This window comes from Nitratireductor arenosus, assembly GCF_009742725.1.
In the GTDB taxonomy this organism is placed as follows: Bacteria; Pseudomonadota; Alphaproteobacteria; order Rhizobiales; family Rhizobiaceae; genus Mangrovimarina; species Mangrovimarina arenosa.
Genome location: NZ_WPHG01000005.1, coordinates 131,512 through 157,070, shown reverse-complemented (window position 1 = coordinate 157,070; position 25,559 = coordinate 131,512). Strand labels below are relative to the sequence as shown.

Annotated in this window: 22 protein-coding genes; 13 read left to right on the top strand and 9 right to left on the bottom strand. The window is 66.3% G+C overall.

Annotated features, from left to right (window positions below; genetic code table 11):
- Nucleotides 1-44: 44 nt before the first annotated feature.
- The 3 genes from GN330_RS19470 to GN330_RS19460 all read right to left on the bottom strand — a co-directional run bounded on the left by GN330_RS19470 (nucleotide 45) and on the right by GN330_RS19460 (nucleotide 4,193).
- Entirely contained in the window at nucleotides 45-1,814 is a 1,770-nt protein-coding gene (locus tag GN330_RS19470) for an SLC13 family permease (protein WP_156714591.1), read from the bottom strand.
- 78 nt (nucleotides 1,815-1,892) lie between these two features.
- The gene (locus GN330_RS19465) at nucleotides 1,893-2,642 is read right to left on the bottom strand and encodes an SDR family oxidoreductase (protein WP_156714589.1); all 750 of its coding nucleotides are present in this window, start codon (nucleotides 2,640-2,642) and stop codon (nucleotides 1,893-1,895) included.
- A gap of 75 nt (nucleotides 2,643-2,717) precedes the next feature.
- Nucleotides 2,718-4,193, bottom strand: a complete 1,476-nt coding sequence (locus GN330_RS19460) for an aldehyde dehydrogenase family protein (protein WP_156714587.1) — start codon at nucleotides 4,191-4,193, stop codon at nucleotides 2,718-2,720.
- 196 nt (nucleotides 4,194-4,389) lie between these two features.
- On the opposite strand from GN330_RS19460, the gene zwf reads away from it, so the two are divergent.
- The 3 genes from zwf to edd are packed head-to-tail and all read left to right on the top strand — an operon-like array spanning nucleotide 4,390 to nucleotide 8,401.
- A complete protein-coding gene (zwf, locus tag GN330_RS19455) occupies nucleotides 4,390-5,862 on the top strand; it encodes a glucose-6-phosphate dehydrogenase (protein ID WP_156714585.1) in 1,473 nt (490 codons plus the stop codon).
- Nucleotides 5,862-6,590: a 6-phosphogluconolactonase gene (gene pgl, locus GN330_RS19450; protein ID WP_156714582.1), complete on the top strand. Its 729-nt coding sequence runs from the start codon at nucleotides 5,862-5,864 to the stop codon at nucleotides 6,588-6,590. Before zwf ends, pgl begins: the two co-directional genes overlap by 1 nt.
- A complete protein-coding gene (gene edd / locus GN330_RS19445) occupies nucleotides 6,587-8,401 on the top strand; it encodes a phosphogluconate dehydratase (protein WP_156714580.1) in 1,815 nt (604 codons plus the stop codon). The genes pgl and edd overlap by 4 nt, the downstream gene beginning before the upstream one ends.
- Nucleotides 8,402-8,448: 47 nt before the next feature.
- Here the strand turns inward: edd and GN330_RS19440 are convergent, their stop codons facing one another.
- Nucleotides 8,449-10,230: a vWA domain-containing protein gene (locus tag GN330_RS19440; protein WP_156714578.1), complete on the bottom strand. Its 1,782-nt coding sequence runs from the start codon at nucleotides 10,228-10,230 to the stop codon at nucleotides 8,449-8,451.
- A gap of 209 nt (nucleotides 10,231-10,439) precedes the next feature.
- Here GN330_RS19440 and GN330_RS19435 point away from each other — a divergent pair, with 209 nt between their 5' ends.
- A complete protein-coding gene (locus tag GN330_RS19435) occupies nucleotides 10,440-10,622 on the top strand; it encodes a hypothetical protein (protein WP_156714576.1) in 183 nt (60 codons plus the stop codon).
- Between the two features lie 58 nt (nucleotides 10,623-10,680).
- Here GN330_RS19435 and GN330_RS19430 read toward each other — a convergent pair whose 3' ends face one another.
- Entirely contained in the window at nucleotides 10,681-11,643 is a 963-nt protein-coding gene (locus tag GN330_RS19430; RefSeq protein ID WP_156714573.1) for a GlxA family transcriptional regulator, read from the bottom strand.
- A gap of 236 nt (nucleotides 11,644-11,879) precedes the next feature.
- Here GN330_RS19430 and GN330_RS19425 point away from each other — a divergent pair, with 236 nt between their 5' ends.
- Together GN330_RS19425 and ggt are read left to right on the top strand one after the other, a co-directional pair.
- Entirely contained in the window at nucleotides 11,880-12,608 is a 729-nt protein-coding gene (locus tag GN330_RS19425; RefSeq protein ID WP_156714571.1) for a GntR family transcriptional regulator, read from the top strand.
- Between the two features lie 54 nt (nucleotides 12,609-12,662).
- Nucleotides 12,663-14,255 (top strand): gamma-glutamyltransferase, encoded by a 1,593-nt coding sequence (ggt, locus tag GN330_RS19420; protein ID WP_156714569.1) that lies wholly within the window; start codon nucleotides 12,663-12,665, stop codon nucleotides 14,253-14,255.
- A gap of 149 nt (nucleotides 14,256-14,404) precedes the next feature.
- Here ggt and GN330_RS19415 read toward each other — a convergent pair whose 3' ends face one another.
- Nucleotides 14,405-15,103: an FCD domain-containing protein gene (locus GN330_RS19415; RefSeq protein WP_197435246.1), complete on the bottom strand. Its 699-nt coding sequence runs from the start codon at nucleotides 15,101-15,103 to the stop codon at nucleotides 14,405-14,407.
- Nucleotides 15,104-15,277: 174 nt separating this feature from the next.
- Here GN330_RS19415 and GN330_RS19410 point away from each other — a divergent pair, with 174 nt between their 5' ends.
- The 7 genes from GN330_RS19410 to GN330_RS19380 are packed head-to-tail and all read left to right on the top strand — an operon-like array spanning nucleotide 15,278 to nucleotide 21,993.
- Nucleotides 15,278-16,342, top strand: coding sequence for an ABC transporter substrate-binding protein (locus GN330_RS19410; RefSeq protein WP_197435245.1), 1,065 nt, complete (start codon nucleotides 15,278-15,280; stop codon nucleotides 16,340-16,342).
- Between the two features lie 34 nt (nucleotides 16,343-16,376).
- Nucleotides 16,377-17,216 (top strand): ABC transporter permease, encoded by an 840-nt coding sequence (locus GN330_RS19405; RefSeq protein ID WP_197435244.1) that lies wholly within the window; start codon nucleotides 16,377-16,379, stop codon nucleotides 17,214-17,216.
- On the top strand, nucleotides 17,213-17,989 hold the full coding sequence (locus tag GN330_RS19400) for an ABC transporter permease (protein WP_156714560.1): 777 nt from the start codon (nucleotides 17,213-17,215) through the stop codon (nucleotides 17,987-17,989). Before GN330_RS19405 ends, GN330_RS19400 begins: the two co-directional genes overlap by 4 nt.
- A gap of 36 nt (nucleotides 17,990-18,025) precedes the next feature.
- The gene (locus tag GN330_RS19395; protein ID WP_156714558.1) at nucleotides 18,026-19,198 is read left to right on the top strand and encodes a M24 family metallopeptidase; all 1,173 of its coding nucleotides are present in this window, start codon (nucleotides 18,026-18,028) and stop codon (nucleotides 19,196-19,198) included.
- Nucleotides 19,199-19,214: 16 nt separating this feature from the next.
- Entirely contained in the window at nucleotides 19,215-20,303 is a 1,089-nt protein-coding gene (locus GN330_RS19390) for an ABC transporter ATP-binding protein (protein WP_156714555.1), read from the top strand.
- A gap of 39 nt (nucleotides 20,304-20,342) precedes the next feature.
- Nucleotides 20,343-20,690, top strand: coding sequence for a cupin domain-containing protein (locus tag GN330_RS19385; RefSeq protein WP_156714553.1), 348 nt, complete (start codon nucleotides 20,343-20,345; stop codon nucleotides 20,688-20,690).
- Nucleotides 20,691-20,694: 4 nt separating this feature from the next.
- Nucleotides 20,695-21,993, top strand: a complete 1,299-nt coding sequence (locus GN330_RS19380; protein ID WP_156714551.1) for an FAD-dependent oxidoreductase — start codon at nucleotides 20,695-20,697, stop codon at nucleotides 21,991-21,993.
- A 35-nt stretch (nucleotides 21,994-22,028) separates the two neighbouring features.
- Here GN330_RS19380 and GN330_RS19375 read toward each other — a convergent pair whose 3' ends face one another.
- Genes GN330_RS19375 through GN330_RS19365 form a run of 3 tightly spaced genes read right to left on the bottom strand, consistent with a single transcriptional unit; the run spans nucleotide 22,029 to nucleotide 25,541 of the window.
- Nucleotides 22,029-22,949: an ABC transporter permease gene (locus tag GN330_RS19375; protein WP_156714549.1), complete on the bottom strand. Its 921-nt coding sequence runs from the start codon at nucleotides 22,947-22,949 to the stop codon at nucleotides 22,029-22,031.
- Nucleotides 22,949-24,016, bottom strand: coding sequence for an ABC transporter permease (locus GN330_RS19370; RefSeq protein ID WP_156714546.1), 1,068 nt, complete (start codon nucleotides 24,014-24,016; stop codon nucleotides 22,949-22,951). Before GN330_RS19370 ends, GN330_RS19375 begins: the two co-directional genes overlap by 1 nt.
- Nucleotides 24,000-25,541, bottom strand: a complete 1,542-nt coding sequence (locus tag GN330_RS19365) for an ABC transporter ATP-binding protein (RefSeq protein WP_156714543.1) — start codon at nucleotides 25,539-25,541, stop codon at nucleotides 24,000-24,002. The genes GN330_RS19370 and GN330_RS19365 overlap by 17 nt, the downstream gene beginning before the upstream one ends.
- Nucleotides 25,542-25,559: the final 18 nt, after the last annotated feature.

The window sequence follows — 25,559 nt, the reverse complement described above, 5'->3', positions numbered from 1 at the left end:
CCCCGGTCAAGCCAAAAGGCGCCTCTTGCCCGCCCGAACCAGTCCTAAAGCGGCCAGAAGAATAGGATCGCCGGGACGGAGACCACGATAATCAGAATTTCCAGCGGCAGGCCCATGCGCCAGTAATCGCCGAAACGATAACCGCCCGGTCCCATGATGATGGTGTTGTTCTTGTGCCCGATCGGGGTCAGGAAGGCGCAAGAAGCCGCGACCGCGACGCCCATCAGGAACGGGTCGGGCGAAACGCCGATCGAACTGGCGATGCCGACGGCGATCGGCGCCGCAATCAGCGCGGTGGCGACGTTGTTGAGAAAGTCCGACAACGTCATGGTGACCACCATCAGCACCGCCAGAATGGCCCAGGTCGGCAGGAACGAGGTCTGCGCAACGATGGCGTTGGCGATCAGTTCGGTGCCCCCCGATTCCTCGAGCGCGAGCCCCAGCGGGATCAACGAGCCGAGTAGCACCAGAACGGGCCATTCGACCGATTCGTAGACCTCGCGCGCATTGACGATGTTGAAAAGCGCGTAAAGCGCGACGGCTGCCGCAAGCGCGATCGGCAAGCTGATCAGCCCGATCACCGAGGCCGCGATCGCAGCAGCGAAAATGCCGATGGCGAGCAGCGCCTTGCTGCGCTGGATCACCGCATGGCTGCGGTCGGCGAGCGCCATCGCTCCCATCCAGTCGACCGCGTCGGCGACCCGATTTTCCGGTCCGAGCAAGAGCACGACATCGCCGGCCTGGATGGTGAGGTTGCGCACACGCTCACGAAAACGGGTGCCCTGACGCGAAACACCGATCAGGGTCACGCCCCGCCTGGCCAGTAGACGCATGTCGAGCGCGGTGCGACCGACAGCGCGCGCCCCCTGCGGCACGATCGCCTCGGTCAGCGTCATCGAACGGCCAATCAGCCCGTCCTCCTTCGGCTTGACCGCGATTTCAAGCTTGGCCGCGCCAGTGAAGGCTTCGATCGATTTCGGATCTCCCTCGAGCACGAGGCGGTCGCTCTTGCGGATCTCCTCACTCATCGCGAAACCCGGCAGGCGCTTGCCGCGACGCACGAGGCCGAGAACGGCGACATCCAGCTCGTCGGCTTTTTCGACAAGGTCGCGAGGCGTTTGCCCCACCCACTCGGAATCAGTGGGAAATCCGGCCTCGGCGACGAACATCCCGCTTCCGGTTTCACCCGCCTTTTGCGGCGCGATGCGCTCCGGGATCAGCCGCCAGCCGACACCGGCCACGAACGCGATACCGGCAATGGCGCACACCAGACCGACGGGGGAAAAGTCGAACATCGAAAACGGCTCGCCCAGCGCCCTGTCGCGAAACTGCGCAATCACGATGTTGGGCGGCGTTCCGATCATCGTGACCATGCCGCCAAGGATGGTGGCGAAAGAAAGCGGCATCAGCGACAACGACACCGAGCGGCCCGCTTTCTTCGCCGTTTCCATGTCGAGCGTCATCAGAATAACGAGCGCGGCGACGTTGTTGATGATGGCCGACAGCGCTGCGCCGGCCACCGACATCACGCCGATATGGGTGGAGAGCGAGCGCCCGGCATCAACGACATATTGCGCGATCAGCTCGACCGCGCCGGAATTCATCATGGCGCGCGAGGCGATCAACACCAGGGCAATGATGATGACGGCTTCGTGGCCGAAGCCGGCGAAGGCATGCTCGGCCGGGATCGCACCGCCGGCAACGCCGATGATCAGCGCCGCGAAGGCGACCAGATCGTAGCGGATGCGCCCCCAAACCAGGAAAGCGAACACCGCGCCCAGCAGGCAGAAGATGAAGATCTGTTGCCCGGTCATGAAATCGCTATGCTCCTGCTGCTGGGGCCTTGTTTGAACGTTTCGGGAGAGGTCCGGTTCCGCGAGCGGGACACGCGATCAGATGCAGCGGCCGCCATCGACCTCAAGCGCGACGCCGGTGATGAAGGCGGCCTCGTCAGAGGCAAGCCACAGGGCGGCATTGGCGATGTCGAGCGGCGTCGAAAGCCGCCCGAGCGGGACCGATGCACGGAACTGGGCGCGCTTTTCGGGCGTGTCCTCGCCCATGAACTGGGCCAGCATGCCGGTTTCTCCGGCCACCGGGCACAGGCAGTTGACGCGGATGTTCTTCGGCGCGAGTTCAACCGCCATCGACTTTGTGGCCGTCACCGCCCAGCCCTTGGAGGCGTTGTACCAGGTCAGCCCCGGGCGCGGCCGGAGCCCCGCCGTCGAGGCCGTGGTGATGATGGAGCCGCCACCCTGTTTTTCCATGATCGGCACGACGGCGAGCGCGGCGAAATAGATCGCCTTCATATTCACCGCCGCGATCAGGTCGAACGTCGCCTCGTCGACGTCCAGCATGCTCTGATTGGTGTGGGTGAAGCCGGCATTGTTGACCATGATGTCGATGCGGCCATGAGCGTCCATCGCCGTGGCCACCATGGCGTCGATATCGGATTTCAGCGACACGTCCGCCGTCACCGGCAGCGCCGCCTGACCGATCTCGCCCGCCACCCGCTCGGCACCCTTGGCATTGAGGTCGGCCACGACCACCTGCGCGCCCTCCTCGGCAAAGCGTTTCGCCATGCCTTCGCCGAAACCCGACGCCGCACCGGTGATCACCGCAACCTTGTTTTTGAGACGTGCCATTCTCGTTCCTAACTTTCGTCCTTGGGCCGCGTTGCGGGCGATACCGCCCTGCTTTGCGCGGCATTTATCCCATTCTTACCCGTGATTGAACACGACCGTCTTGGTGGCGCTCATGTCGTAAAGCGCTTCAAAGCCCTTTTCGCGACCGTGGCCTGATTTCTTGAAACCGCCGAACGGCAGTTCGATGCCGCCGCCGGCGCCATACCCGTTGACGAATACCTGGCCGGCCCGCACGCGCTTGGCAACACGATGCTGGCGCGCGCCGTCGCGGGTCCATATGCCGGCAACCAGGCCGTAATCGGTGCCGTTGGCAAGCCGCACCGCGTCCGCCTCGTCCTCGAACGGCATCACCGCCAGCACCGGGCCGAAGACCTCTTCGCGGACGAGCGGCTGGTCGGGGTCCACCGAACCGAACAGAACCGGCGCGAAATAATAGCCGGCTGACGGTGCGTCGGCATGAACCGAGCCGCGCGCCAGAACCGGCACGCCGGCGTCCTCGGCCGCCGCCACCAGACCGGCGACGCGTTCCTTCTGGCGTTGATTGATCAGCGCGCCGAGATCGAGATCGGCATCGTGCGGGCCGGCCGTCAGCTTGGAAAACCGTTCGGCCAGGGCGCGCGACACGGTCTCGTAGACCGGGCGCTGCACCAGGACCCGGCTGCCGGCGGAGCAGGTCTGGCCGCCGTTCTGGATGATGGCGTTGACAAGCACCGGCAGCGCCGCCTCCAGATCGGCGTCCTCGAACACGATTTGCGGCGACTTGCCGCCGAGTTCCATCGTCACGCCGCGATTGTTGACCGCGGCGGCCTGCTGGATCGCGGTTCCCGTCAAGGTCGAGCCGGTGAAGGTGACGTAGTCGACCAGCGGATGGCCTGAAAGCGCGGCTCCCGCGTCGTGCCCGTAGCCGGTAATCACGTTGAAGACGCCATCGGGCACGCCGGCCTCATGCGCGAGTTCGGCGATGCGGATCGCTGTCAGCGAGGCGTCCTCGGCCGGCTTGACGACCAGCGTGTTGCCCATGGCAAGTGCTGCGCCGGCCACGCGGGCCAGGATCTGAAGCGGATAGTTCCACGGAATGATGCCGGCGACCACGCCGTGCGGCTCGCGCAGGGTGAGCGCGGTATACCCGTCAAGGAACGGGATCGTGTCGCCGTGCACCTTGTCGGCCGCGCCGCCATAGAATTCGTAATAGCGCATCGTCGCCGTCACATCGGCCTTGCCCTGGCGCACGGGTTTGCCGGTATCGCGCGATTCCAGCGCGGCCAGTTCCTCGCCGTTTTCCTCGACCAGGCGGAAAAGCCGGGTCAGGCAACGCCCGCGCTCCACCGCCGGCATCCGGCTCCACGGTCCGTCGTGGAAGGCGCGATGCGCAGCGCGCACGGCCCGGTCGACATCGTCCTTGCCGCTTTCGGGGATCGAGGCGAACATCTTGCCGTCGGACGGCGACACGACATCGATGCGCCGGCCCGACGTGGCCTCCTGCGATCGACCGTCGATGAAATTCGCGAAGGCCAAGCCCTCGGCGACGCTGCGCGAGAAATGCGTGTTCATTGTCCCGGTTCCTCTTTGCGGCGGCCGCGCTTTATGGTGGACTGGTCCGCATGCGCTCCGTCGCCCGAAGGTGAAACCCGCCTGCTCCCGCACTGTCAAGCGCGAAGCGACGTCGGCATGGGGCTGGCGTTTTTAAATCGATTAGATTATAGCGGCGGCAACAGTCGTTCCAGCACGCGAAAGGCTTGCGACATCCATGACGAGCCAGATCATCCCGGTCGATCCGTTCGATTTCATTGCTTTCGGCGGCACCGGCGACCTTGCCGAGCGAAAATTGCTGCCGGCGCTGTTCCAGCGCCAGCAGGCGGGACAGTTTTTAGAACCCACGCGCATCATCGGCGCGTCGCGCTCGAAACTCAGCACTGAAGAATACCGTGATTTCGCCCGCACGGCGATCACCGAGCACGTCCGGGCCGAGGAGATCGAGCCGGGCGAGCTCGACCGTTTCCTCGACCGGCTGAGTTATGTCGCAGTCGACGCCAAGAGCGGCGACGGCTTCGCCGCGCTGGAACAGGAAATCGGCGACAGCGACCGCATCCGCGTGTTCTATATGGCCGTCGCACCGTCGCTGTTCGGCTCGATCTGCGCCAAACTCAAAGAACACGCGCTGGTGAGCCTGAACGCGCGCATCGTGGTCGAAAAGCCGATCGGCCGCGACCTGGCGAGCGCCCGTGCCTTGAACGACCAGATCGGCGGCGTGTTCGACGAGCACCAGATCTTCCGCATCGACCATTATCTCGGCAAGGAGACGGTGCAGAACCTGATGGCGCTGCGCTTCGCCAACGCGCTCTACGAGCCGTTATGGAACTCCGCCCATATCGACCATGTCCAGATCACCGTCGCCGAGACGGTCGGGCTGGAGGACCGGGTGAGTTATTACGACCGGGCCGGCGCGCTGCGCGACATGGTGCAGAACCACATCCTGCAGCTTTTGTGTTTGGCGGCGATGGAGCCGCCGGCATCGATGGACGCCGACGCCGTGCGCGACGAGAAGCTGAAGATCCTGCGTTCGCTGGCGCCGGTCGACACCGACAATGCCGCCAAGGTGACGGTGCGCGGCCAATACCGGGCCGGCGCCTCCGCCGGCGGCGCGGTCAAGGGGTACAAAGAAGAACTCGGCAATGGCGAAAGCACGACGGAAACCTTCGTCGCCATCAAGGCCGACATCGCCAACTGGCGCTGGGCCGGCGTGCCGTTTTACCTGCGCACCGGCAAGCGGCTGAGCGCGCGCGCCTCCGAAATCGTCATCGCCTTCAAGCCGATCCCGCATTCCATCTTCGAAACCGGCGCCGGGCGCGTGCACGCCAACCAACTCGTCATCCGCCTGCAACCCGACGAAGGCGTCAAGCAATGGATCATGATCAAGGATCCGGGTCCCGGCGGTATGCGCCTGCGCCACGTGCCGCTCGACATGAGCTTCGCGGAAGCCTTCAACGTGCGCAATCCCGATGCCTACGAGCGCCTTGTGATGGATGTCGTGCGCGGCAACCAGACCCTGTTCATGCGCCGCGACGAAGTCGAGGCGGCCTGGGCCTGGATCGATCCGATCCTGGCCGCCTGGGAGGATTCCGGCCGCGAACCCCAGGGTTACACGGCCGGCACCTGGGGCCCGTCCGGTTCCGTCGCCCTGATCGAGCGCGACGGCCGTACCTGGCACGACCCGAACTGATGCGCCCGCCACCCCCCTATGGCTTCCAGGCCTTCGAAGGCGCCGACGCGCTGGCCGAAGCGTTGGCCGAAACGGTCGCCGGCCATCTGGACAAGGCCGTTGGCAGCAATGGGCGGGCCACGCTCGCCGTCTCCGGCGGCACCACGCCGGCACGGTTTTTCCGGCAGTTGTCGCAACGGCCGATAGACTGGGAGCGCGTCACCGTCACGCTGGTCGACGAGCGGCTTGTACCGCCGACCGCGGCACGCTCCAACGAGCGGCTGGTGCGCGAAACCCTGCTTCGCGATCGGGCGGAACAGGCCCGCTTTGTCGGGCTCTGGTCCGGCACGGCCGACCCGGCCGCGGCCGCGACCGCTGCCGACGAGCGGCTTGCCGACTGTCCGCTGCCGCTCGACGCCGTCGTGCTCGGCATGGGGCTCGACGGCCATACCGCGTCTTATTTTCCCGATGCCGAAAATCTCGATACCCTGCTCGACCCCGCCGCGCGCGCGCGTGTGCTGCCGGTGCGCGCGCAAAGCGCCGGCGAAGACAGGCTGACGCTTACCCTGCCGCTCGTCGCGCGGGCGCGTTTCCTGGCCCTGCATATCGAAGGCGAGGCCAAGCGCACGGTTTTCGAGCAGGCCATGCAGGCCGGCACCGCGTCGCCCGCCCCGATCCGCGCCGTCTTCGAGCGCGCCACCACCCCGCCAACCGTCTATTGGGCACCCAGCGAGGACAAAAAGCCATGACCGCCGCACGGGCCATCGAAACAATCACCGACCGCATCCGCGAACGCTCCAGGCCGACGCGCGAGCTTTATCTCGCCCGTCTCGACGAGGCCGCCGGCCAGCGGCCGAACCGTTCCGTGCTGTCGTGTGGCAACCTCGCCCACGGTTTCGCCGCCTGCGCGACCGGCGACAAGGCCGACCTTTCCGGCGACCGGGTCCCCAATCTCGGCATCATCACCGCCTATAACGACATGCTGTCGGCGCATCAGCCCTTCGAGAGCTTTCCCGCCCTGATCAAACAGGCCGCGCGCGAAGCCGGCGGCGTTGCTCAGGTCGCCGGCGGCGTGCCGGCGATGTGCGACGGCGTCACCCAGGGCCAGCCCGGCATGGAGCTGTCGCTGTTTTCGCGCGACGTGATCGCCATGGCGGCGGCGATCGGTCTGTCGCACAACATGTTCGACGCCGCCGTCTATCTCGGCGTCTGCGACAAGATCGTGCCCGGGCTTCTGATCGCGGCGCTCAGCTTCGGCCACCTGCCGGCGGTCTTCATCCCGGCCGGGCCGATGACTTCGGGCCTGCCCAACGACGAGAAGGCGCGCGTGCGCCAGCTTTTCGCCGAGGGCAAGATCGGCCGCGACGAATTGCTGGAAGCGGAATCGAAATCCTATCACGGTCCGGGCACCTGCACCTTCTACGGCACCGCCAACTCCAACCAGATGCTGATGGAGATCATGGGCCTGCATTTGCCCGGCGCCTCCTTCGTCAATCCCGGTACGCCGCTGCGCGACGCGCTCACCCGCGAGGCGACGCAGCGCGCCCTCGCCATCACCGCGCTCGGCAACGACTACCGGCCGGTCGGGCGCATGATCGACGAACGCTCGATCGTCAACGGCGTCGTTGGCCTGCACGCCACCGGCGGCTCGACCAATCACACCATCCACCTGATCGCAATGGCAGCGGCCGCCGGCATCCGGCTGACCTGGCAGGACATTTGCGACCTCTCCGACCACGTGCCCCTGCTCGCCCGCGTCTATCCGAACGGGCTTGCCGACGTGAACCACTTTGCCGCCGCCGGCGGTCTCGGCTTCCTGATCCGCGAATTGCTCGACGCCGGCCTGCTGCACGAGGACGCCGAGACGGTGTGGGGCAGCGGCCTGCGGGCCTACACGGTCGAGGCCTGCCTTGGCGCGGACGGCGCGATCGCACGCCGGCCCGCGCCCGGAAACAGCGGCGACGACAAGGTGCTGGCCCGCCATGAAAAGCCGTTTCAGGCAAGCGGCGGCCTGACGGTGCTGTCGGGCAATCTCGGCCACGCGATCATCAAGACCTCGGCCGTCAAGCCCGAGCGCCGCGTGATCGAGGCGCCGGCGCGGGTGTTCGAAAGCCAGGAGGCGCTCAACGCCGCCTTCAAGGCCGGAACGCTTCAAGGCGATTTCATCGCCGTGGTCCGCTTCCAGGGGCCGAAGGCCAACGGCATGCCCGAACTGCACCGGCTGACCACTGTGCTCGGCGTGCTTCAGGACAGAGGCCAGCGGGTCGCGCTCGTCACCGACGGGCGCATGTCGGGCGCGTCCGGCAAGGTGCCGTCCGCCATCCACGTCACGCCCGAAGCGCTTGCCGGCGGCGCGATCGCCAGGATACGCGACGGCGACATGATCCGCGTCGATGCCGAGCGCGGTGTGCTGGAACTGTTCGTCAACGAGGCCGAACTGGCGCGACGGCCCGTGTCGCAGCCCGACCTTGCGGCCAATCAGTACGGGCTTGGCCGCGAGCTTTTCGCGCAGTTCCGCCAGATGGCGGCGCGCGCCGACGAGGGCGCCGCCGTCTTCTGAGCGCGGCCGGCGGCACACAAAGCGACCGCCGGCGCGGTTGGGGACGCCTATCGCACCGTGATCGGCCGACGGGCGAGAACGTGCCGCCCGTCGCTGGCTTGCATGACGTAACGAAGTTCGTACGCGCCGGCTTCGTTTGGCGCGGCGATTGCGCTTTTTCGCTTGCCGCCTTCGTCGCCGGCCGCGTCCGTATAGGCGTAGGCAAGTTCGCCCGACGTCTCCTGGTAGCCGGCCGGCACCAGGTCGAGATAATCGCCGCGCCGGTTGGGTCCCGCCCAGATCACGGCAATATCGCCGCCCCTGTCCACAGCCTCAGGCGCCTCGAGCTGAGCGTCCACACCGGTCACGGAAAGCGCCCGGCGTGTAAGCACCTTGCGCCCGTCCGACGCCTGAAGCACGTAGCGCACCTGATAGCGGCCCGCCTTGCCCGGCGCGACCAGTTCCCCGGTCTCTCCGTCTTCGGAGGATTCGATATAGAAATAGGCGATTTCGCCGCTGGTCCGGTCATAGTCTTCCGGAACGAGATCGACATAGTCCCCGTCAGCTGCCGGTCCGCTCCAGGAAACCGAAAGCACCGAGCCGGCCTCGGCTTCGGCCGGGAGAGCCACGCTTGCTACCGCCTCCGTCACCTCGAGCGGCACGGCAAGCAGCACCTGGCGGCCCTCCGGCGCCTGCAGCACGTAGCGCAGTTCGAAACGCCCGGGATTGCCCGGTGCCTTCAGCCGGGCCGGATTGCCGGTTTCCGTGTAGGCGTAGGAGAGTTCGCCGCCGGTCTTGTCATACCCATCGGGCACGATGTCGACATAGTCGCCCGCCGTAGCCGGTCCCTTCCAGTCGACCGTGAAGGTTTTCCCGGCCATCACCCGCGCCGGCGCGATCAGCGCCACGGCGCTGTCGACCACTTTCAGTGGCGCCCGCGCCAGCACGTGGCGCTTGTCCGGCCCTTCCCAGACATACCGCACGACATAGTCGCCGACCTCGCCGGGCGCGCGCAAAACGGCCGTCTCGTCCGCCTTGACATAGGCATAGGAGAGTTCGCCGCGCGTTTCCTCGTAGCCCACCGGCACGATATCGAGATAGTCGTTCTTGTCCGCCGGCCCGCTCCATTCGACCGTGAGCCCGGAGCCGATCGGCGCCTCGTCGGGACCCTTGACGCTCGCCGCCGGCAACTCGACCGGCGGTGCCTCGGCCTTCTCGCCCTCGTCCGGACGCGCGCTCACCGTCTGCGTCAGCGCCTCCTCCAGCTCGGCGGCGTCGCCGGCCTGGATATATTTCCCGCCGGTGTTCTCCGCCAGGCAGGCAACCTGGCGCCCTTCCTCGCGCGACAGGCCGAAACCGACGACATGGGCGGTGAAGTCCACCCCCGACTGCTCGAGACTGTTCGCCAGCGCACACGGATCGGCATTGCAGGTCTCGATCCCGTCGGTGATCAGCACTACGGTCGCCTTGTCCTCGGTATAACGCAGCGCCTCGGCGGCGCGCTCGACGGCGGCCGAAAGCGGCGTCTTGCCGAGGAAACGCAGCGCCGCGGCGGCCTCCGCGATCCGTGGCGCGGTCCCCGCCGCCGGCTCCACGACCAGCTCGATATCCGCGCAATTGCCCTTCTCGCGATGGCCGTATGCCATCAGGCCGAGTTCGAGGTCGGCCGGCAGCGTCGCCAATACGCCGGCCAGCGTCTCGCGCGCGATCTCCAGCTTGGGCTTGCCGTCGATCTGGCCCCACATCGAGCCCGATGCGTCGAGGACGATGACGGCGCGCTCCGCCGCGCCGGCCGATGTGGCGGCCAGCGCGCACACGGCCGCGGCGGCAAGCAATTTCAATGTCTTCATGAACAAAACCCAAATTAGTTGACGTCACGGAAGCTAGAAAGAAGCCGGCCCGTTAGCAAGCCGCTGCACGCCACGCCACGCGTTCGCCCGCTATTCGCGCCGCGTGCCGCCGGACACGTCACATGCCCGCAGCGCTGTACCTGAACGCTTGCCGCGGCGGTCAAAATTGCCGTTGTCGAAGCTGCCGGCAGACGATAGTGTCCCGCGCCATGACAAGACGCCTGATCCTCCTTCTCCCCATGCTCGCGCTGGCCGCCTGCGCCGGCTCTCCGTACGGCGTGGAAACCCGCGCGCCGAGCTCGGCCGATCTCGAACGGCAGGCGGTTGAGGAGAAGATCTGGGAACAAAAACGCGTCCAGCGCGCTCAGGGTCGCTCCGAAGCCGCGCTCTAGCTTTGGAAAGATAGCGCTTGTCGTCCCGGCAGAGCGCGGCCCGGCCGCGCGGTTGCGCTCAGTATGCAGTGCGGCGTTCCTCGCTCGGCGGCCGACCGAACTGCAGCCGGTAGCTCTGCGCGAAATAGGAGTGCGAGGTAAAGCCGGTCGCGATCGCCACGTCGAGGATCGGCAGATTGGTCTGGCGCAGCAATTCGCGCGCGCGCTCCAGCCGCAGGCGCATATAGTAGCGCCCCGGCGTCATGTTGAGATGGCGCAGGAAAAGCCGCTCGACCTGGCGCACCGACAATCCCGCGCCCTTGGCCAGCTCGACCGCCGAGAACGGCTCGTCGAGGTTTTCCGCCATCATGGCGACGATTTTCTTCAGCTTTTCCGACTTGCCGGTCAGGTCGCGCTCGGGCCCGATGCGCTGCCGGTCGGTGTCGCCGCGAATGCGCTCGTGATGGAACTGGTTGGCGACTTCGTTCGAAAGGCTCGAGCCGAATTCGGCCCGCACGATCTCCAGCATCAGATCGATCGAGGTGGTGCCGCCGGCGCAGGTGTAACGCTTGCGGTCGATCTCGAACACATTGCCCGTGCATTCGATGTCGCGAAACCGTTCCTGGAAACCGGCCCGGTTTTCCCAGTGGATCGTGCAGCGATAACCGTCGAGCTGGCCGGCCTCGGCCAGAAGATGCGAACCGACCGACAGGGCACCGAGCGCGCCGCCGCGCCGCCCCCATGAGCGCAACGCGCCCAGCACCTTGCTTTTGCCGGGAAAATCGAGCGCCAACCCCACGCACACGAACAGGATTTCCGACGGCGGCATGTCGACCACGGAATAGTCGACCTTGAGCGGCAAACCGTTGGATGCAATGACGGATTCGCCGTCCGGCGACACGGTGACCCAGCCATAATGATCGCGGCCGATGGTCCGGTTGGCCGAACGGAACGTGTCGATCGCCGCGGCCAGCGAAAACATCGAGAACTTGTCGACGAGCAGAAAGGCGAATTGCCGGACTGGCTGAGCGAAATCGGACATCACAGCGCTTCTACAGCAAGTCGCAACCCCGGCAAAGAGCCCTTGCAAGGCAGTCCGAGCGCCGTGCGAACCTGCGCGCCGGCAACGGAAATCCGCCGGCACGCGCTTGTCGCCCGAGCGGTTTCGCAACCGCGCGCCGGTCTATTCGCCGGGTCCGATCCGCAGGCACGATGATCGAAGGGTGAATAAAATACCAAATGATTGACAATTGTATACCATCGTGATTGGAGCGCACCATGAAAGGCCCCGACACTATCGACAGGAGCCCGGCCACGCTGAAGCAGACGGCGTTCGACCGCGTGCGCGCCATGATCCTCAGGGGCGAGGTGCGACCCGGCGAGCCGCTGCGCGAACGCGAGCTGTCGGACAAGCTCGGCCTCAGCCGCACGCCGCTGCGCGAGGCGCTCAACAAGCTCGAGATCGAGGGGCTGGTGGAAAACCAGCCGCATCGCGGCTACACGGTAACCGTCGTCGACCTGAAGACGGCCGGTGAGCTTCTCGATCTGCGCATGCTTCTGGACGCCCACGCCGCCGCCCTCGCCGCCGACTCGATCACCGAAAAGGGCATCGCGGAGCTCGACGCGGTGATGCGGCGGCTCGCCGCCTTCGAGGCACACGAAGACCTGTCGCTCGACGATCTCGCCGAAGAGGTGCGCACCGGCATGCGCATCCACGAGATCATCGTTCGCGAAACCGGCCAACGCTTCCTGATCGACACGCTGAACGCCCTTTATGGGCGCCTGTCGCTGCTGATCTGGGTTGACGTTTTGTGGATCGACCGTTGGGATTTGACGCGCGCCGAGCACAAGGAGATCGTCGCCGCCGTCACCGCGCGCGACAGGAAACGCGCCGCCCGCGCCGCCGAGCTGCATGTGCAGCGTTCGCGTGACGACCTGCAACGGGTGGTCGACGCGCAATCGCTGCTGCACGGCACACACCGGCCACTCGCGGAAGGGCGCCGGTGACGAGCACCACACCCATTTACCGGCTGGAAGAGGCCGCACTGAAGGACAAGATCGATGCGTGATTTCGAGAATCCGGGCCGCTCGCTTGCGGCGAGCCGCAACGCCATGGCGGCAAGCTCGCACCCGCTGGCCACAGTGGCCGCGCTCGACATTTTGAAGGCGGGCGGACACGCCATCGACGCCGCCGTCGCCGCCTGTGCGGTACAGTGCGTGGTGGAGCCCGGATCGACCGGCATCGGCGGGGACTGTTTCGTGCTGATGACGCCTGCAGGCAGCGCCGAACCCCTTGCATATAACGGTTCGGGGCGCACCCCGGCGGCCGCGACGCTCGACTGGTACGAAACCGCCGGCATCGCCGCCATCGACCGCGCCAGCCCGCATGCCGTCACCATTCCGGGCGCGGTCGAGGCCTGGGCGCGACTGGTCGCCGACCACGGCCGCATGCCGCTTGCCGAAATCCTCGCCCCGGCGATCGACCTCGCGCGCGACGGTTATGCGATCACGCCGCGCGTTGCCCGCGACACCGAGCTGCAGCAAGCCCTGATCGCCGCCGACCCGGCGGCAAGCGCCACTTTCCTGGTCGACGGCAAGCCGCCCGCCATCGGCGCCGTCCAGCGCCAACCGGCCCTCGCCGACACGCTGGCCGCGATCGGGCGCGAGGGCCCCGACGCCTTTTATCGCGGCGCGGTAGCCGAGGAGATGGTCGAATTTCTGCGCACGCGCGGCGGCCTGCATACGCGCGACGATTTTGCGGCCGCCGCCGGCGAATATGTCACCCCGATCAAGACCGACTATCGCGGTTGGACGGTGCACGAATGCCCGCCCAACGGCCAGGGCGTGGTCGCGCTCATGATCCTGAATATCCTGGAACGGATCGCGCCGTCGGGTGCCCCGCAGGGGATCGGCAATCTGCATGTGCTGGTCGAGGCGACCCGCCTCGCCTATGCCGCCCGCGACCTTTACGTGGCCGACACGGGTGCCGCAGAGGTGCCGCTCGACGACCTCCTGTCGGACGCTTTCGCCGACCGGCTGGCGCGCCGGATCGACCGCGACCGGGCAATGCCCCCACAGGCGGCCGCCGACACGGTCGAGCATCGCGACACGGTCTATATCTCCGTCGTCGACAAGGACCGCAACGCCGTCAGCTTCATCAATTCGATCTTCCATCCCTACGGCTCCGGGCTGATGACGCCGCGATCGGGCGTGCTGTTCCACAACCGGGGCCAGAGCTTCAGCCTTCAACGCGGTCACCGCAACGCGATCGCGCCCGGCAAGCGGCCGATGCACACCATCATCCCCGGCATGCTGTCGCGCAATGGGCGCGCCGTCATGCCGTTCGGCGTAATGGGCGGCCACTATCAGGCCATGGGCCACGCCCAGTTTCTCAGCCTGATGATCGATCACGGTTTCGACGTCCAGGCCGCGATCGACGCACCACGGCTGTTCCCGCTGCCAGGCACGGCGACCGTCGAGGCCGAAACGCGGCTGCGCCAGGCGGTCGGGCCGGAGCTGGAGCGGCGCGGCTTCACCGTGCAGCCGCCCAACTGGCCGATCGGCGGCGCCCAGGCGATCTGGATCGACTGGGAGCGCGGCACGCTGCTCGGCGGCTCCGACCCGCGCAAGGATGGCTGCGCGCTCGGCTACTGACGCATCGCCACCGACACGGTAAGGCCCAACTGTCGCGGCGACCGGCCTTTCATCGACATATGCGTGGCGACCGCCACAAACCGCATCTGCGCGCGCGGTTCTTGCGCCGGGGCGCCGGCGATGAAATGCCCCGTCCCCGGAGGAGTGGTCTAAAGGTCCGAGGTCGCCATCTGCGCGTTGGCCCGCACGCCGCCAAGATGGCGCCTGAGTGCGTTGCGGGCGCTCTCGGCATTGCGGTCGAGCAGCGCCGCCACGATCACCTCGTGCTCCTGCTGGTAGATTTGCCATTTCTCCAGCGAGAAGCTGCCCTCCTTCAGCCGCATCCAGCTTCGACTGTCGCGCATAGCGCTCAGCCGTTGGCCGAGATCGGAAAAGATGCGGTTGTCGGTGGCGTCGAACAGGCCGCGATGAAAGGCCCGGTCGGCTTCCTCCGCCTCCTGCCATACCTGCACGTCGCGGCCGCCGCGCACCAATGCGGCCAGAGCGTCCAGCCGTGCGTCGGTGGCCGTGACCACGATCAGTTCGACCAGCGAGGGCTCCACCATCAGGCGGAATTCCATCAGTTCGGCCGGCCTGAAATCGCCCCCCTCGGCGCTGGGCACCGCCTTGGCCGCATCCTCGGCCACATAGGTGCCGCGCCCGACATGGCGTACGATCAGCCCTTCCCGTTCCAACAGGTCGAAGGCCGCGCGCACCGTCGAACGCGACAGGCCGGACATTTCCGCCACCCGGCGTTCATTGGGCAGCCGCTGGCCCGGCTGGAGGCTTCCGTCGCCAAGCGCCTGCCGGCACTGCGCGAGAAGATTGTCGCGCGAATGCGCGCGCACGATGCTCCAGCCTTGCGTCACGCCGCCCTGTGCTCCGTATGGTTGTCCTTCACGCATCATACCAATCATACCTATTTACACAAATCAAGCAGGCCATTCCGGCAATTTTCCTCTTTACAACGTTGTTTTATGGTGTTTACCCTCAAATTGGTCTACATGGTACTTACCAATTCCAAGCCAAAGGAGGCTGGCAACATGACCCGCAATCCGAAATCGTTCATCCCCACCCGCCGCGACATTCTCAAACTCGGCGGCGCCGGCGTTGCGCTGATGGCCGCGCCCGCGGTGCTGCGCGCGCAACAAAACGGCGAGATCGTCTTTTCGTCCTGGGGCGGTTCCTGGGAAGCCGCGATGCGCGAGGCCTGGTTCGATCCGTTCACCGAAAAGACCGGGATTGCCGTGCGCTCCGTGCCCGGCAACAGTTACGGCCGCATCCAGGCCATGGTGGAATCCGGCAACACGGAATGGGACATCGTCGAGGTGCTGCCCGACTTCCAGTGGATCGGGGCGGAAAAGAACCTGCTCGAGCCGATCGATTTCGGCGTCGTCGACAAGGGCCCGATCATGGAAGGCCAGGATCTCATCACCGACTATTCGGTGCCGCAGGTGCTGTTTTCCCGGCTGATCGCCTACAACAAGGATCTTGCGCCCGGCCCCAAGACCTTCGCCGACGTGTTCGACGTTGAGAAATTCCCCGGCAAGCGCGCCTTCTACACCAAGGCCAACGGCGCCTATCTGGAAGCCGCGCTGCTTGCCGACGGCGTCGCGCCGGCCGATCTCTATCCGCTCGACATCGACCGCGCGCTGGCCAAGCTCGGCACGATCCGCGACCATATCCTGTTCTACGAGACCAATGCCCAGGGCGAGCAGTACCTGTCGGACGGCCAGGCGGCGATCGGGCTCGTTCCCGACGGCCGCGCGCTCAACGCGCGCAACAACGGCGCACCGATCGAGATCGAATACGGGCTGAGCTTCCTGACCTGGTCGGCGATGGTCGTGCCGAAGGGCGCCCCCAACAAGGACGCGGCCATGCGCTTCCTGGCTTATGCGCTGACCCCGGACGCGCAGGCCGCCATCGCCAAGGCCTACACCTACGGACCGGTCGTGCCGGAAGCCTTCGAGATGATCCCGCAGGAGCGTGCCGAGACCCTGTCCGGCGGACCGCAAATGCGCGACAAGGCCGTGATCCTGGGCGAAAAATGGTGGGGCGAGAACCTCGCCGCCGTGACCGACAAGGTCAACGCCTGGAAGCTCTCATAAACGACCGCGCCCGAACGCGACGGAAATGGACGTAATGCCCGGCAAATCGATGAACTGGCGCTCCGGCGCCCTGCTGCTGCCCGGTCTCGCCTTCCTGGCGATCCTCTTCGCTTGGCCGGTCGCCCGCCTGGTGGCCACCAGCTTCAGCGATTCGGCCGGCGCATTCATCCATTACCAGCGTGTCTTTCTCGACCCGATCTATGTCAGGGTGATCGGGCGCACGCTGTTGCTCAGCACCCAGGTGGCGGTGCTGTGCCTGCTGCTCGGCTATCCGCTCGCCTATCAGCTCAACCGGTCGGGCCCGCTCGGCAAGGCGGTCATCTTGCTGTGCGTGCTGATCCCGTTCTGGACCAACCTGCTCGTGCGTTCCTATGGCTGGATCGTGCTGTTGAACCCGCAAGGCATCATCAACGGCCTGCTGCGTGAGATCGGCCTGATCGACGGCGCGATCCCCCTGGTTCACAACACCACCGGCGTGCTGATCGGCATGACCCAGATCATGTTGCCTTATATGGTGCTGCCGCTGGCAGCTGTTATGAGCCGTCTCGACCCGACTTTGCCGAGCGCGGCGCGCTCGCTCGGCGCCAGCCCGCTGGCCGCCTTCGTGCGTGTCTACTTACCCCTGACCATGCCTGGCGTGCTCGCCGGCCTGCTGCTCGTCTTCATGCTCAGTCTCGGTTTCTTCGTCGTGCCCGCGCTTCTGGGCGGCCCGCGCGACATCCTCCTCGCCCAGCTCATCGAGTTCAACATCAACAGCACGCTGAACTGGCCCTTCGCCGCCGCCCTGTCGACGGTGCTGCTGGTGGCCACGATCACGCTCTACTGGATCGGCGACCGCTTCTTCGACCTCGGCCGCCTGTGGGGGACACGATGACCGGGCGCCTGTCGAGCGCGATGCTGACGGCCTTTGCCGCCGCGATCTGCGTATTCCTGGTGCTGCCGACATTGGCGGTGGCGCCGATCTCCTTCACCGAGACCAATTTCATCACCTTCCCGCCGCGCGGTTTCACCCTGCACTGGTATCGCGAGTTCTTCGAACGGCCCGAGTGGATCGGCTCGCTCGGCACCAGCGCGGTGGTCGCGGTGCTGACGGCGGCGCTGTCGACGACCCTCGGCACGATGATCGCGCTCGGCCTCGGCCAACTCCCGCGCCGGACCGGACGCGCGGTCACCTTCTTCTTCATCATGCCAATGGTGGTGCCGACCATCATTACCGCCGCCGCGCTCTACACGCCCTTCGCACGCGCCGGGCTGGTGGCGAGCATCCCCGGCCTGGTGCTCGCGCACACTGTGCTCGCTTTGCCTTTCGTCATCATCAACGTCTCGGCCGTCCTGCAGAAGCTCGACCGGCGCGTGGTCGACGCCGCACGCAGCCTCGGCGCCACGCCGGCGACCGCTTTCCGGCGCGTGACCCTGCCCATCCTCGCGCCCGGCATTACCGCCGGCGCGGTGTTCGCCTTCATCACCAGCTTCGACGAGGTGGTGGTGGCGCTGTTCATCGCCGGCGCCGACGCGACCACTTTGCCGGTCCAGATGTGGAGCGGCATCCGCTTCGAGATCAGTCCGATCGTGGCGGCAGCCTCCTGCCTGCTGCTGATCGTGTCATGCGTCGTCTTGACATTGTTCTGGCTCGTCCAGCGCAAATAACCCTGCTTTCCTTCAACCTGGACATCCGCACCGACCATGACAACGACAATTCCCGCCGAAGAATTCAGCGCCCGCCGGCAACGCGCCTCGGCAGCCGCGAAAGAGCGCGGGCTCGACGCGCTGCTCGTTTGCTCGCGCGGTGGCGGCACGCTCGACCGCTACGCCGACGTATTCTACCTGACCAATTTCTATACGCACTTTCCCTTCATCCCGGACTTCGCGAACAATTGGTCGGGACGCGCTCACACCTTCCTGGTGCTGCCGGTCGGCGGCGACCCGCGACTGGTGATCGACGTTCCTGACGACGGCCGCATCCGGCTCGACGACGGCACGGTCGACTATACCGACTTTGTCGTCGAAGGCGCTATCGAGGCACTGCGCCGCGCCGGGCTCGGCAAGGGGCGGGTCGGCCTGGTCGGCGGCGATGTGCTGTCCTTCACCATGGCAGCCCGACTTGCCGAGGCGCTGCCGGACATGACCTTGCTGGCCGCCGACGACATCGTCGGCGAGCTGCGCGCCATCAAGTCGCCTGCCGAGATCGCACTGCTGCGCCAGGCTTCCAGACTGGGCTCGCGCATGATCGAGGCGATGATGGAAGCCGCCCGCCCCGGCGCATCGCATGGCGAGGTCGTGGCCGCCGGGCTCGACGTGCTGGTTCCGGCCGGCGGCGTTCTCTACAATTCCTTCATGGCCTCCGGCGTCGGCGGCGATCCCTCGCGTTTTTCCAGGAACAATTTTCCGACCTGGGGATCCGACAGAAAGCTTGAGGATGGCGGCTGGATCAGGCTCGGCATTTCGGGCGCCCTGAACGGCTATGTCTTCGACCTTGCCCGCGCCAAGGCGATCGGCCCGGTGTCGAAACGGCAGGTGGAGTTTCTGGAGGCGGCGAAGGCTTGCGTGGACGCCACCATCGCCGCGGTGCGTCCCGGCGCGACCGCCGGCGATCTCGGCGCGGCCGGGCTCGACAGGCAGGAAGCGATGGGCTTCCCGATCACCGGCGTGTTTTCCGCCATGGGCCACGGCGTCGGCCTCGGCTGGGACGCCCCCTGGCTCGCCCGCGGCGTCAGCCGCGAGATCGTGCCCAACATGGTGCTTTCGGTCGAGCGCACGATCTCCCGCGACGGCTATCTCGGCGATTTCGAGGAGACCATTCTGGTCACCGAAAATGGCCCCGAGCTTCTGACCGACGCAACGCAGCGTTACTGGTAAACGACGGAGAAACGCTATGCCCGGTGCAGCCGTCCAGATCACGGGACTGAACAAGCGTTACGGCGATTTCGTCGCCGTCGACGACGTGTCGCTTTCGATCGAGCCCGGTGAGTTCGTGACCCTTCTGGGTCTGAGTGGTTCTGGCAAGACGACCACGCTGATGGCGGTCGCAGGGTTGACGGAACCGGATTCCGGCGCCATCAGCATCGACGGTCGCGACATCCTTTCGCTGCCGCCCGAAAAGCGCGGCCTCGGCGTCGTTTTCCAGAACTATGCGCTGTTTCCTCATCTCGACGTGTTCGACAACATCGCCTTCCCGCTGCGCATGCGTAAATGGGCGGACGCCGACATCCGCAAGGCGGTCGAGCGTGTGCTCCAGGTCGTGTCGCTGGAACAGTTTTCCGACAGGCGCATCAGCGCACTATCGGGCGGTCAGCAGCAGCGTGTCGCACTCGCGCGCGCGCTCGTCTTCGAGCCACCCGTGCTGTTGATGGATGAGCCGTTGGGCGCGCTCGACCGCAGCCTGCGCGATCAGTTGCAGACCGAAATCAAACGTATCCAGCGTGAATTCGGCGTCACCGTCATCTACGTGACCCACGACCAGGAAGAAGCGCTGGCACTGTCGGACCGCATCGCGGTGATGGCGAATGGCAAGATCTGCCAGCTCGGTTCGCCCGACGAGATCTATGAGCGGCCGAACACCGGCTTCGTCGCCGGTTTCGTCGGCGATTCCAACCGCATCGCGGTCTCGATGGGAAACCCCGAAGACCAGTTCCGCAGGGTCAGCGCCCCGGCGGCCCCCGAATTGGAACTGCTTGCCCTGGACAGGACCGAAGGCAATTCGGGACAGGCGGTGCTGATGGTGCGGCCGGAGGCGATCGAGATGTCCGGCGAACGGCCGGACACCGACGTCAACCTCCTTGAAGCACGTGTTGAGCTCCGCGAATTTCTCGGAGCAAGCATCCGCTTCACCTTGGACACGCGGCTCGGCCCTATCCATGTCCGCAAGGGGCGCTCCGGCCCCGCCGCCGGGTTCAAGCCGGGCAACGATATCTGGATATCCTGGTCGCCCTCCGAAGGTGCCTTGTTCCCGCCGGCGTCCTGAACGTCGCCCGCCCCGATACCCATCAGAAGTATTGCCAGCATGAACAAGCACATCATCGATTTCGACCGCGCCGAAACCGAACCGCGCGAAACCAGGCCCGCTGCCGAGCGCATTCTCCGCGGCGACCCGCAATGGCGAAGCTGGATCTTCTTCACCGACGGCGGCATGACGAGTGGTCGCTGGGAATCGACGCCTGGCTGCTGGACGATCGCCTACGACAAGTGGGAATTCCTCAATGTCCTCGAGGGACGCGGCCGGATTCGCGGTGAAGACGGCACCGTCATCGCACTGGAACCGGGTGCGACCGCCCTGATCGCACCGGGATTTCGTGGAACCTGGGAGGTCGAGGAGACCATGAGCAAACATTTCTTCGTAAGGCAGGACTAGAGCCGTGCGCGGCGCCCCAGCCCGGCCGGCGGCCCAGGGTCTTTGGGCCGCCGCGGCGGCCACCGCACCGTTTGAGGAGCGCGCACTCGAAGGTGAGCACAAGGTCGATGTCGCAATCGTCGGCGGCGGGTTTACTGGCCTGTCGATCGCGCTGCATTTGGCCGAGCGCGGCGTGGCGGTGGCCCTTTTGGAAGCGCACGAGATCGGCAATGGCGCCAGCGGCCGCAATGGCGGTCAGGTCAATCCGGGCATCAAGCTCGACGAAAGGGCGCTCGCCGCCCGTTTCGGCGACGCCGGGCGTGGGCTGCATCGCTTCGGCCAGGAGGCGCCCGACTTTCTCGGCGCGCTGATCGCGCGCAAGGCGCTCGATTGCGGTTGGCGCCAGCCCGGCCTCTTCCGCCTCGCCCACAACGCTACCGCGCATGCCAAACTCACGCAGGCCGCCAAAACCCTGAAACGGGAAGGCGTCGCGGTCGAGGAACTCGGTCCGGACGACGTCGCCCGCCGGGTCGGAACGACGCGCTATCCGGGCGGTCTCTACGATCCGCGCGGCGCCAGCGTGCAGCCGCTCGACCTTGCCCGCGAAATGGCGCGCGCCGCCCGCGAGGCCGGCGCCGCGATCCATCCCCATTCCCCGGCCACAGCCTTGTCGCGCGAGCGCGGCCTGTGGCGCCTCGACACCGCGCATGGGCGGCTACGGGCCCGCAAGGTGGCGGTCGCGACCAACGCCTACAGCGACGCGCTCGTTCCCGGCCTTGCCCGCTCGCTGCTGCCGGTCAACAGTTTCCAGATCGCCACCGCCCCTCTCGGAGCCGCGCACGACCATATTCTGGCCGGGGGCGAGACGGTTTATGACAGCCGCCGGCTGGTGCTTTATTTCCGCCGCAGCCCCGACGGACGTCTGGTCATAGGCGGCCGCGCGTCGTTTTCCTCCGCGCAGGCGCAAAACCCGGACGCGCCGGACTATGCGGTGCTGGAGCAGGTGCTGCACGGTATCTTTCCCGATCTCGCCGATCTGCCGATCGAGCAGCGCTGGACCGGGCTGGTCGGCATCACCTTCGATTACCTGCCGCACTACCACAGGCTCGCCGACGAGCTTCACGTGCTTGCCGGCTTCAACGGCCGCGGCGTGGCGCTGTCGCATCGCCTCGGCGCCTGGCTGGCGGCGCGCCTGGCCGGCGCGCCGGAAGAGCACTCCATGCCCGAAACGCCGTTGCGCCCGTTTCCGCTGCATCGCCTGCGCGCGCCGATGCTCAATCTCGGCATGCGCTGGAACCGGTTTCTCGACATTCTCGGCTACTGAGAGCCCGACACGCGGCGATCGCGCCGGCAGGCGCCTCAGTTTGCGGGCCTGAACGGCTTGGCCAGCGAGGCCGGGAAATGCAGCGCCAGCATCTGGCGGTTCTGCGAGATGATGACCAGCACCACGATGGTGGCGGCATAGGGCAGCGCCGACAGGAGTTCGGAGGGAACGCCGAGCCCGAGCGCCTGGCCCTGCAATTGCAGAATGGTCATGCCGCCGAACAGCCAGGCCCCGAGCAGCACCCGGAGCGGACGCCAGGTCGCGAACACCACCAGCGCCAGCGCGATCCAGCCGCGCCCGGCCGTCATGTTCTCCACCCACAGCGGCGTATAGGCGACCGACAGATAGGCCCCGCCGAGACCCGCCATCAGCCCGCCGAACAGAACGGCGAGATAGCGGATCTTTATCACGGGAAAGCCGATCGCGTGCGCTGTCTCCGGCGATTCGCCGATCGTGCGCAGCACCAGTCCCGCCTTGGTGCGGTAGAGAAACCAGCTGATCACGGCAAACATGAACAGCGCCAGATAGACCAGCGGATCGAACCGCAGCAGAAGCGGCCCGACCAGCGGAATGTCGGACAGCACCGGCAGGTGGATCGCATCGAGCGCATCGATCGGCGCGCTGCCGAACCCCCTCCCGATGAAGGCCGACAGGCCCGAACCGAAGATCGCCAGCGCCAACCCGGCGGCGTACTGATTGGTCAGGAAGGTGAGCGCGAGAACGCCAAACAGCAGCGAGGAGGCCGCGCCGGCGAGCGCGCCGGCAAGGATGGCCAGCGGCATCGGCAGGCCGGCGATCACGCCCCAGAAGGCAAACGCCGCCCCGACCAGCATCATGCCCTCAATGCCGAGATTGAGCACGCCGGACTTTTCCACCACCAGTTCGCCGAGCGCGGCGAAGATCAGCGGCGTGGCGGCAATGATCGTGCCGGTGAAGATCGCGATGAAAAGGTCCATCAGGCGTGCTCCCGTAGCGGGCGGATGCGGTAGAAGATGAAGAAATCGGCGGCCAGCAGGAAAAACAGCAGGATGCCCTGGAAGATGCGCGTCAGCGCCGACGGCAGGCCGAGCGTCATCTGCACGGAATCCCCGCCGAGGAAAAGCAGCGACATCAGCAGCCCGCCCAAAACGATGCCGAAGGCGTTGAGCCGGCCGATAAAGGCGACGATGATCGCCGCAAAGCCGTAGCCGGGCGAAATCTGCGAGGAAAGCTGGCCGAGCGGACCCGCCGCCTCGGCCATGCCGGCAATGCCGGCCGCCGCCCCGCCGGCCAGCAGCCCCGTCCACACCGCCGCGGATTCGCGGAACCCGGCATAGCGCGCGGCAAGCGGCGCCGCGCCGCTGACAGACATCTTGTAGCCGAGGAAGCTGCGGTCGGTAAAAAGCCACATCGCCACCACCGCGACCACGGTGATGAAGACCGAACCGTTGAGCCGGTAGGCATAGTCGAACGGCTCGAACATCGCCGCCGGCGGCAAGAGCGCGGTCTGGGGATAGTTGAAGCCGGCCGGATCGCGCCACGGACCGTGCACGAGCCACGACAGAAACAGCACCGCGATATAGGTCAGCATCAGCGTGACCAGGATCTCGTTGGTGTTCATGCGCGCGCGCAGGAAGGCCGGGATCGCCGCCCAGCCCATGCCGGCGAGCGCGCCCGCGACGAACATCAGCGGCAGCAAGAGAACGCTTTCCGGATCGGGGTAAAACAGCCCCACGCCGCTGGCAGCGATCGCGCCAATGATCAACTGTCCCTCGGCGCCGATATTCCACACATTGGCGCGAAACCCGACCGCCAGACCGCAGGCAATCAGGATCAGCGGCGAGGCCTTCAACAGCCACTCCGAAAGGCCGTTCATGGAACTGAGCGGCGCGACGAAAAACGCATGCAGCGTCGCAAGCGGGCTATGCCCGAGCGCGGCGAAGACGATCGAGCCGACCAAAAGCGTCAGCGCAGTCGCCACGATCGGCGCGGCGACCCGCATGCGCGCCGACGGTTCGGGCCTTTGTTCAATCCTGAAGTGCAAGCTCGCCGCTCCTCTTGTCGCTGCCTTGTCCACCGAGCCGTGTCATCAACAGACCCACCTCCTCGCGATCGGTTTCGGCCGTGTGCAGCGGCGCCGAAACCTGGCCCTGACAGATCACCAAAAGCCGGTCGCAGATCTCGAACAACTCGTCGAGTTCCTCCGACACCACCAGCACGGCCGCGCCGGCGCGGCTGAGATCGATCAGGGTCTGGCGCAGAAAGGCCGCCGCCCCCACATCGACGCCCCATGTCGGCTGCGCGACCAGAAACAGTTTCGGCGCCAGTTCGATCTCGCGACCGACGATGAATTTCTGCAGATTGCCGCCCGAAAGGCTCTGCGCGCTCGCGCCCGGCCCGTTGGCCTTGACGTTGAACCGCTCGATGATCGACCCGGCGAATTCCCGCGCCTTCGGCCGGTTGACGAGCCCGTTGCGCACCAGTCCCTTGCGATGACCGGTCAGGATGGCGTTTTCCCACAGCGCATGCGGCGGCACGGCGCCGCGACCGAGCCGCTCTTCGGGCACGAACGCAGTGCCTATCCGCCGCCGCCCCGCTGCGTCGAGGCGACCGACCGGCCGACCGTTGATGCGGATCGTATCGGCCTGCGGGTGAAGCCGTTCGCCGCTCAGCAACGAAATCAACTCTGCCTGGCCGTTACCCGACACACCGGCGAGCCCGACGATTTCACCGCCATGGACGCAAAACGAGATGTCCTTCAAGCCGATGCCGTAGCGATCCTTCGGCGGCGCCGACAGGCCCCGCACGTCCAGGACCGGCTCAGGGCTCGGGTTCGAGGGATTGAGACGCATTTCCGGCAGATCGGAGCCGACCATCATGCGCGCGAGCTCCACGGAGGTGGATTCGCGCGGCCGCGCCGTGCCGGTCACGCGACCGTTGCGCAACACGGTCGCCGAATCGCACAGCTCCTGCACCTCGTCGAGCTTGTGGCTGATATAGAGAATGCTGCAGCCCTCCGCGGCCAGCTGGCGCAGGGTCTCGAACAGCTTCACCACCGCCTGCGGCGTCAGCACCGAGGTCGGTTCGTCGAGGATCAACAGCTTCGGCGCCTGCAACAGGCAGCGCACGATCTCCACGCGCTGGCGTTCGCCGACCGACAAATCGTGCACCCGCCGATAGGGATCGATCGGCATGCCGTAGCGCTGCGACAGTTCCGTGATCTGGGACGCGAGGCTTTCAAGATGGAATTCGCTGCTTACCGACAGCGCGATGTTTTCGACCACCGTGACGGATTCAAACAGCGCGAAGTGCTGGTATACCATCTCGATGCCGAGCGCGCGCGAGCTCGCCGGATTATGCGTCTCCACCAGTTGGCCGTCGCAATGGATGGTGCCGGAATCGGCCTGCGCCGCGCCATAGATGATTTTCATCAGGGTTGATTTGCCGGCGCCGTTCTCGCCGAGCACGGCATGGATTTCGCCGGGCGCGATCGACATCGAGATATCGTCATTGGCGACGACGCCCGGATAGGTCTTGCAGATATTGCGCAGTTCGAGGCGTGGGGTCATTGCGGGTTGCCTGGCTAG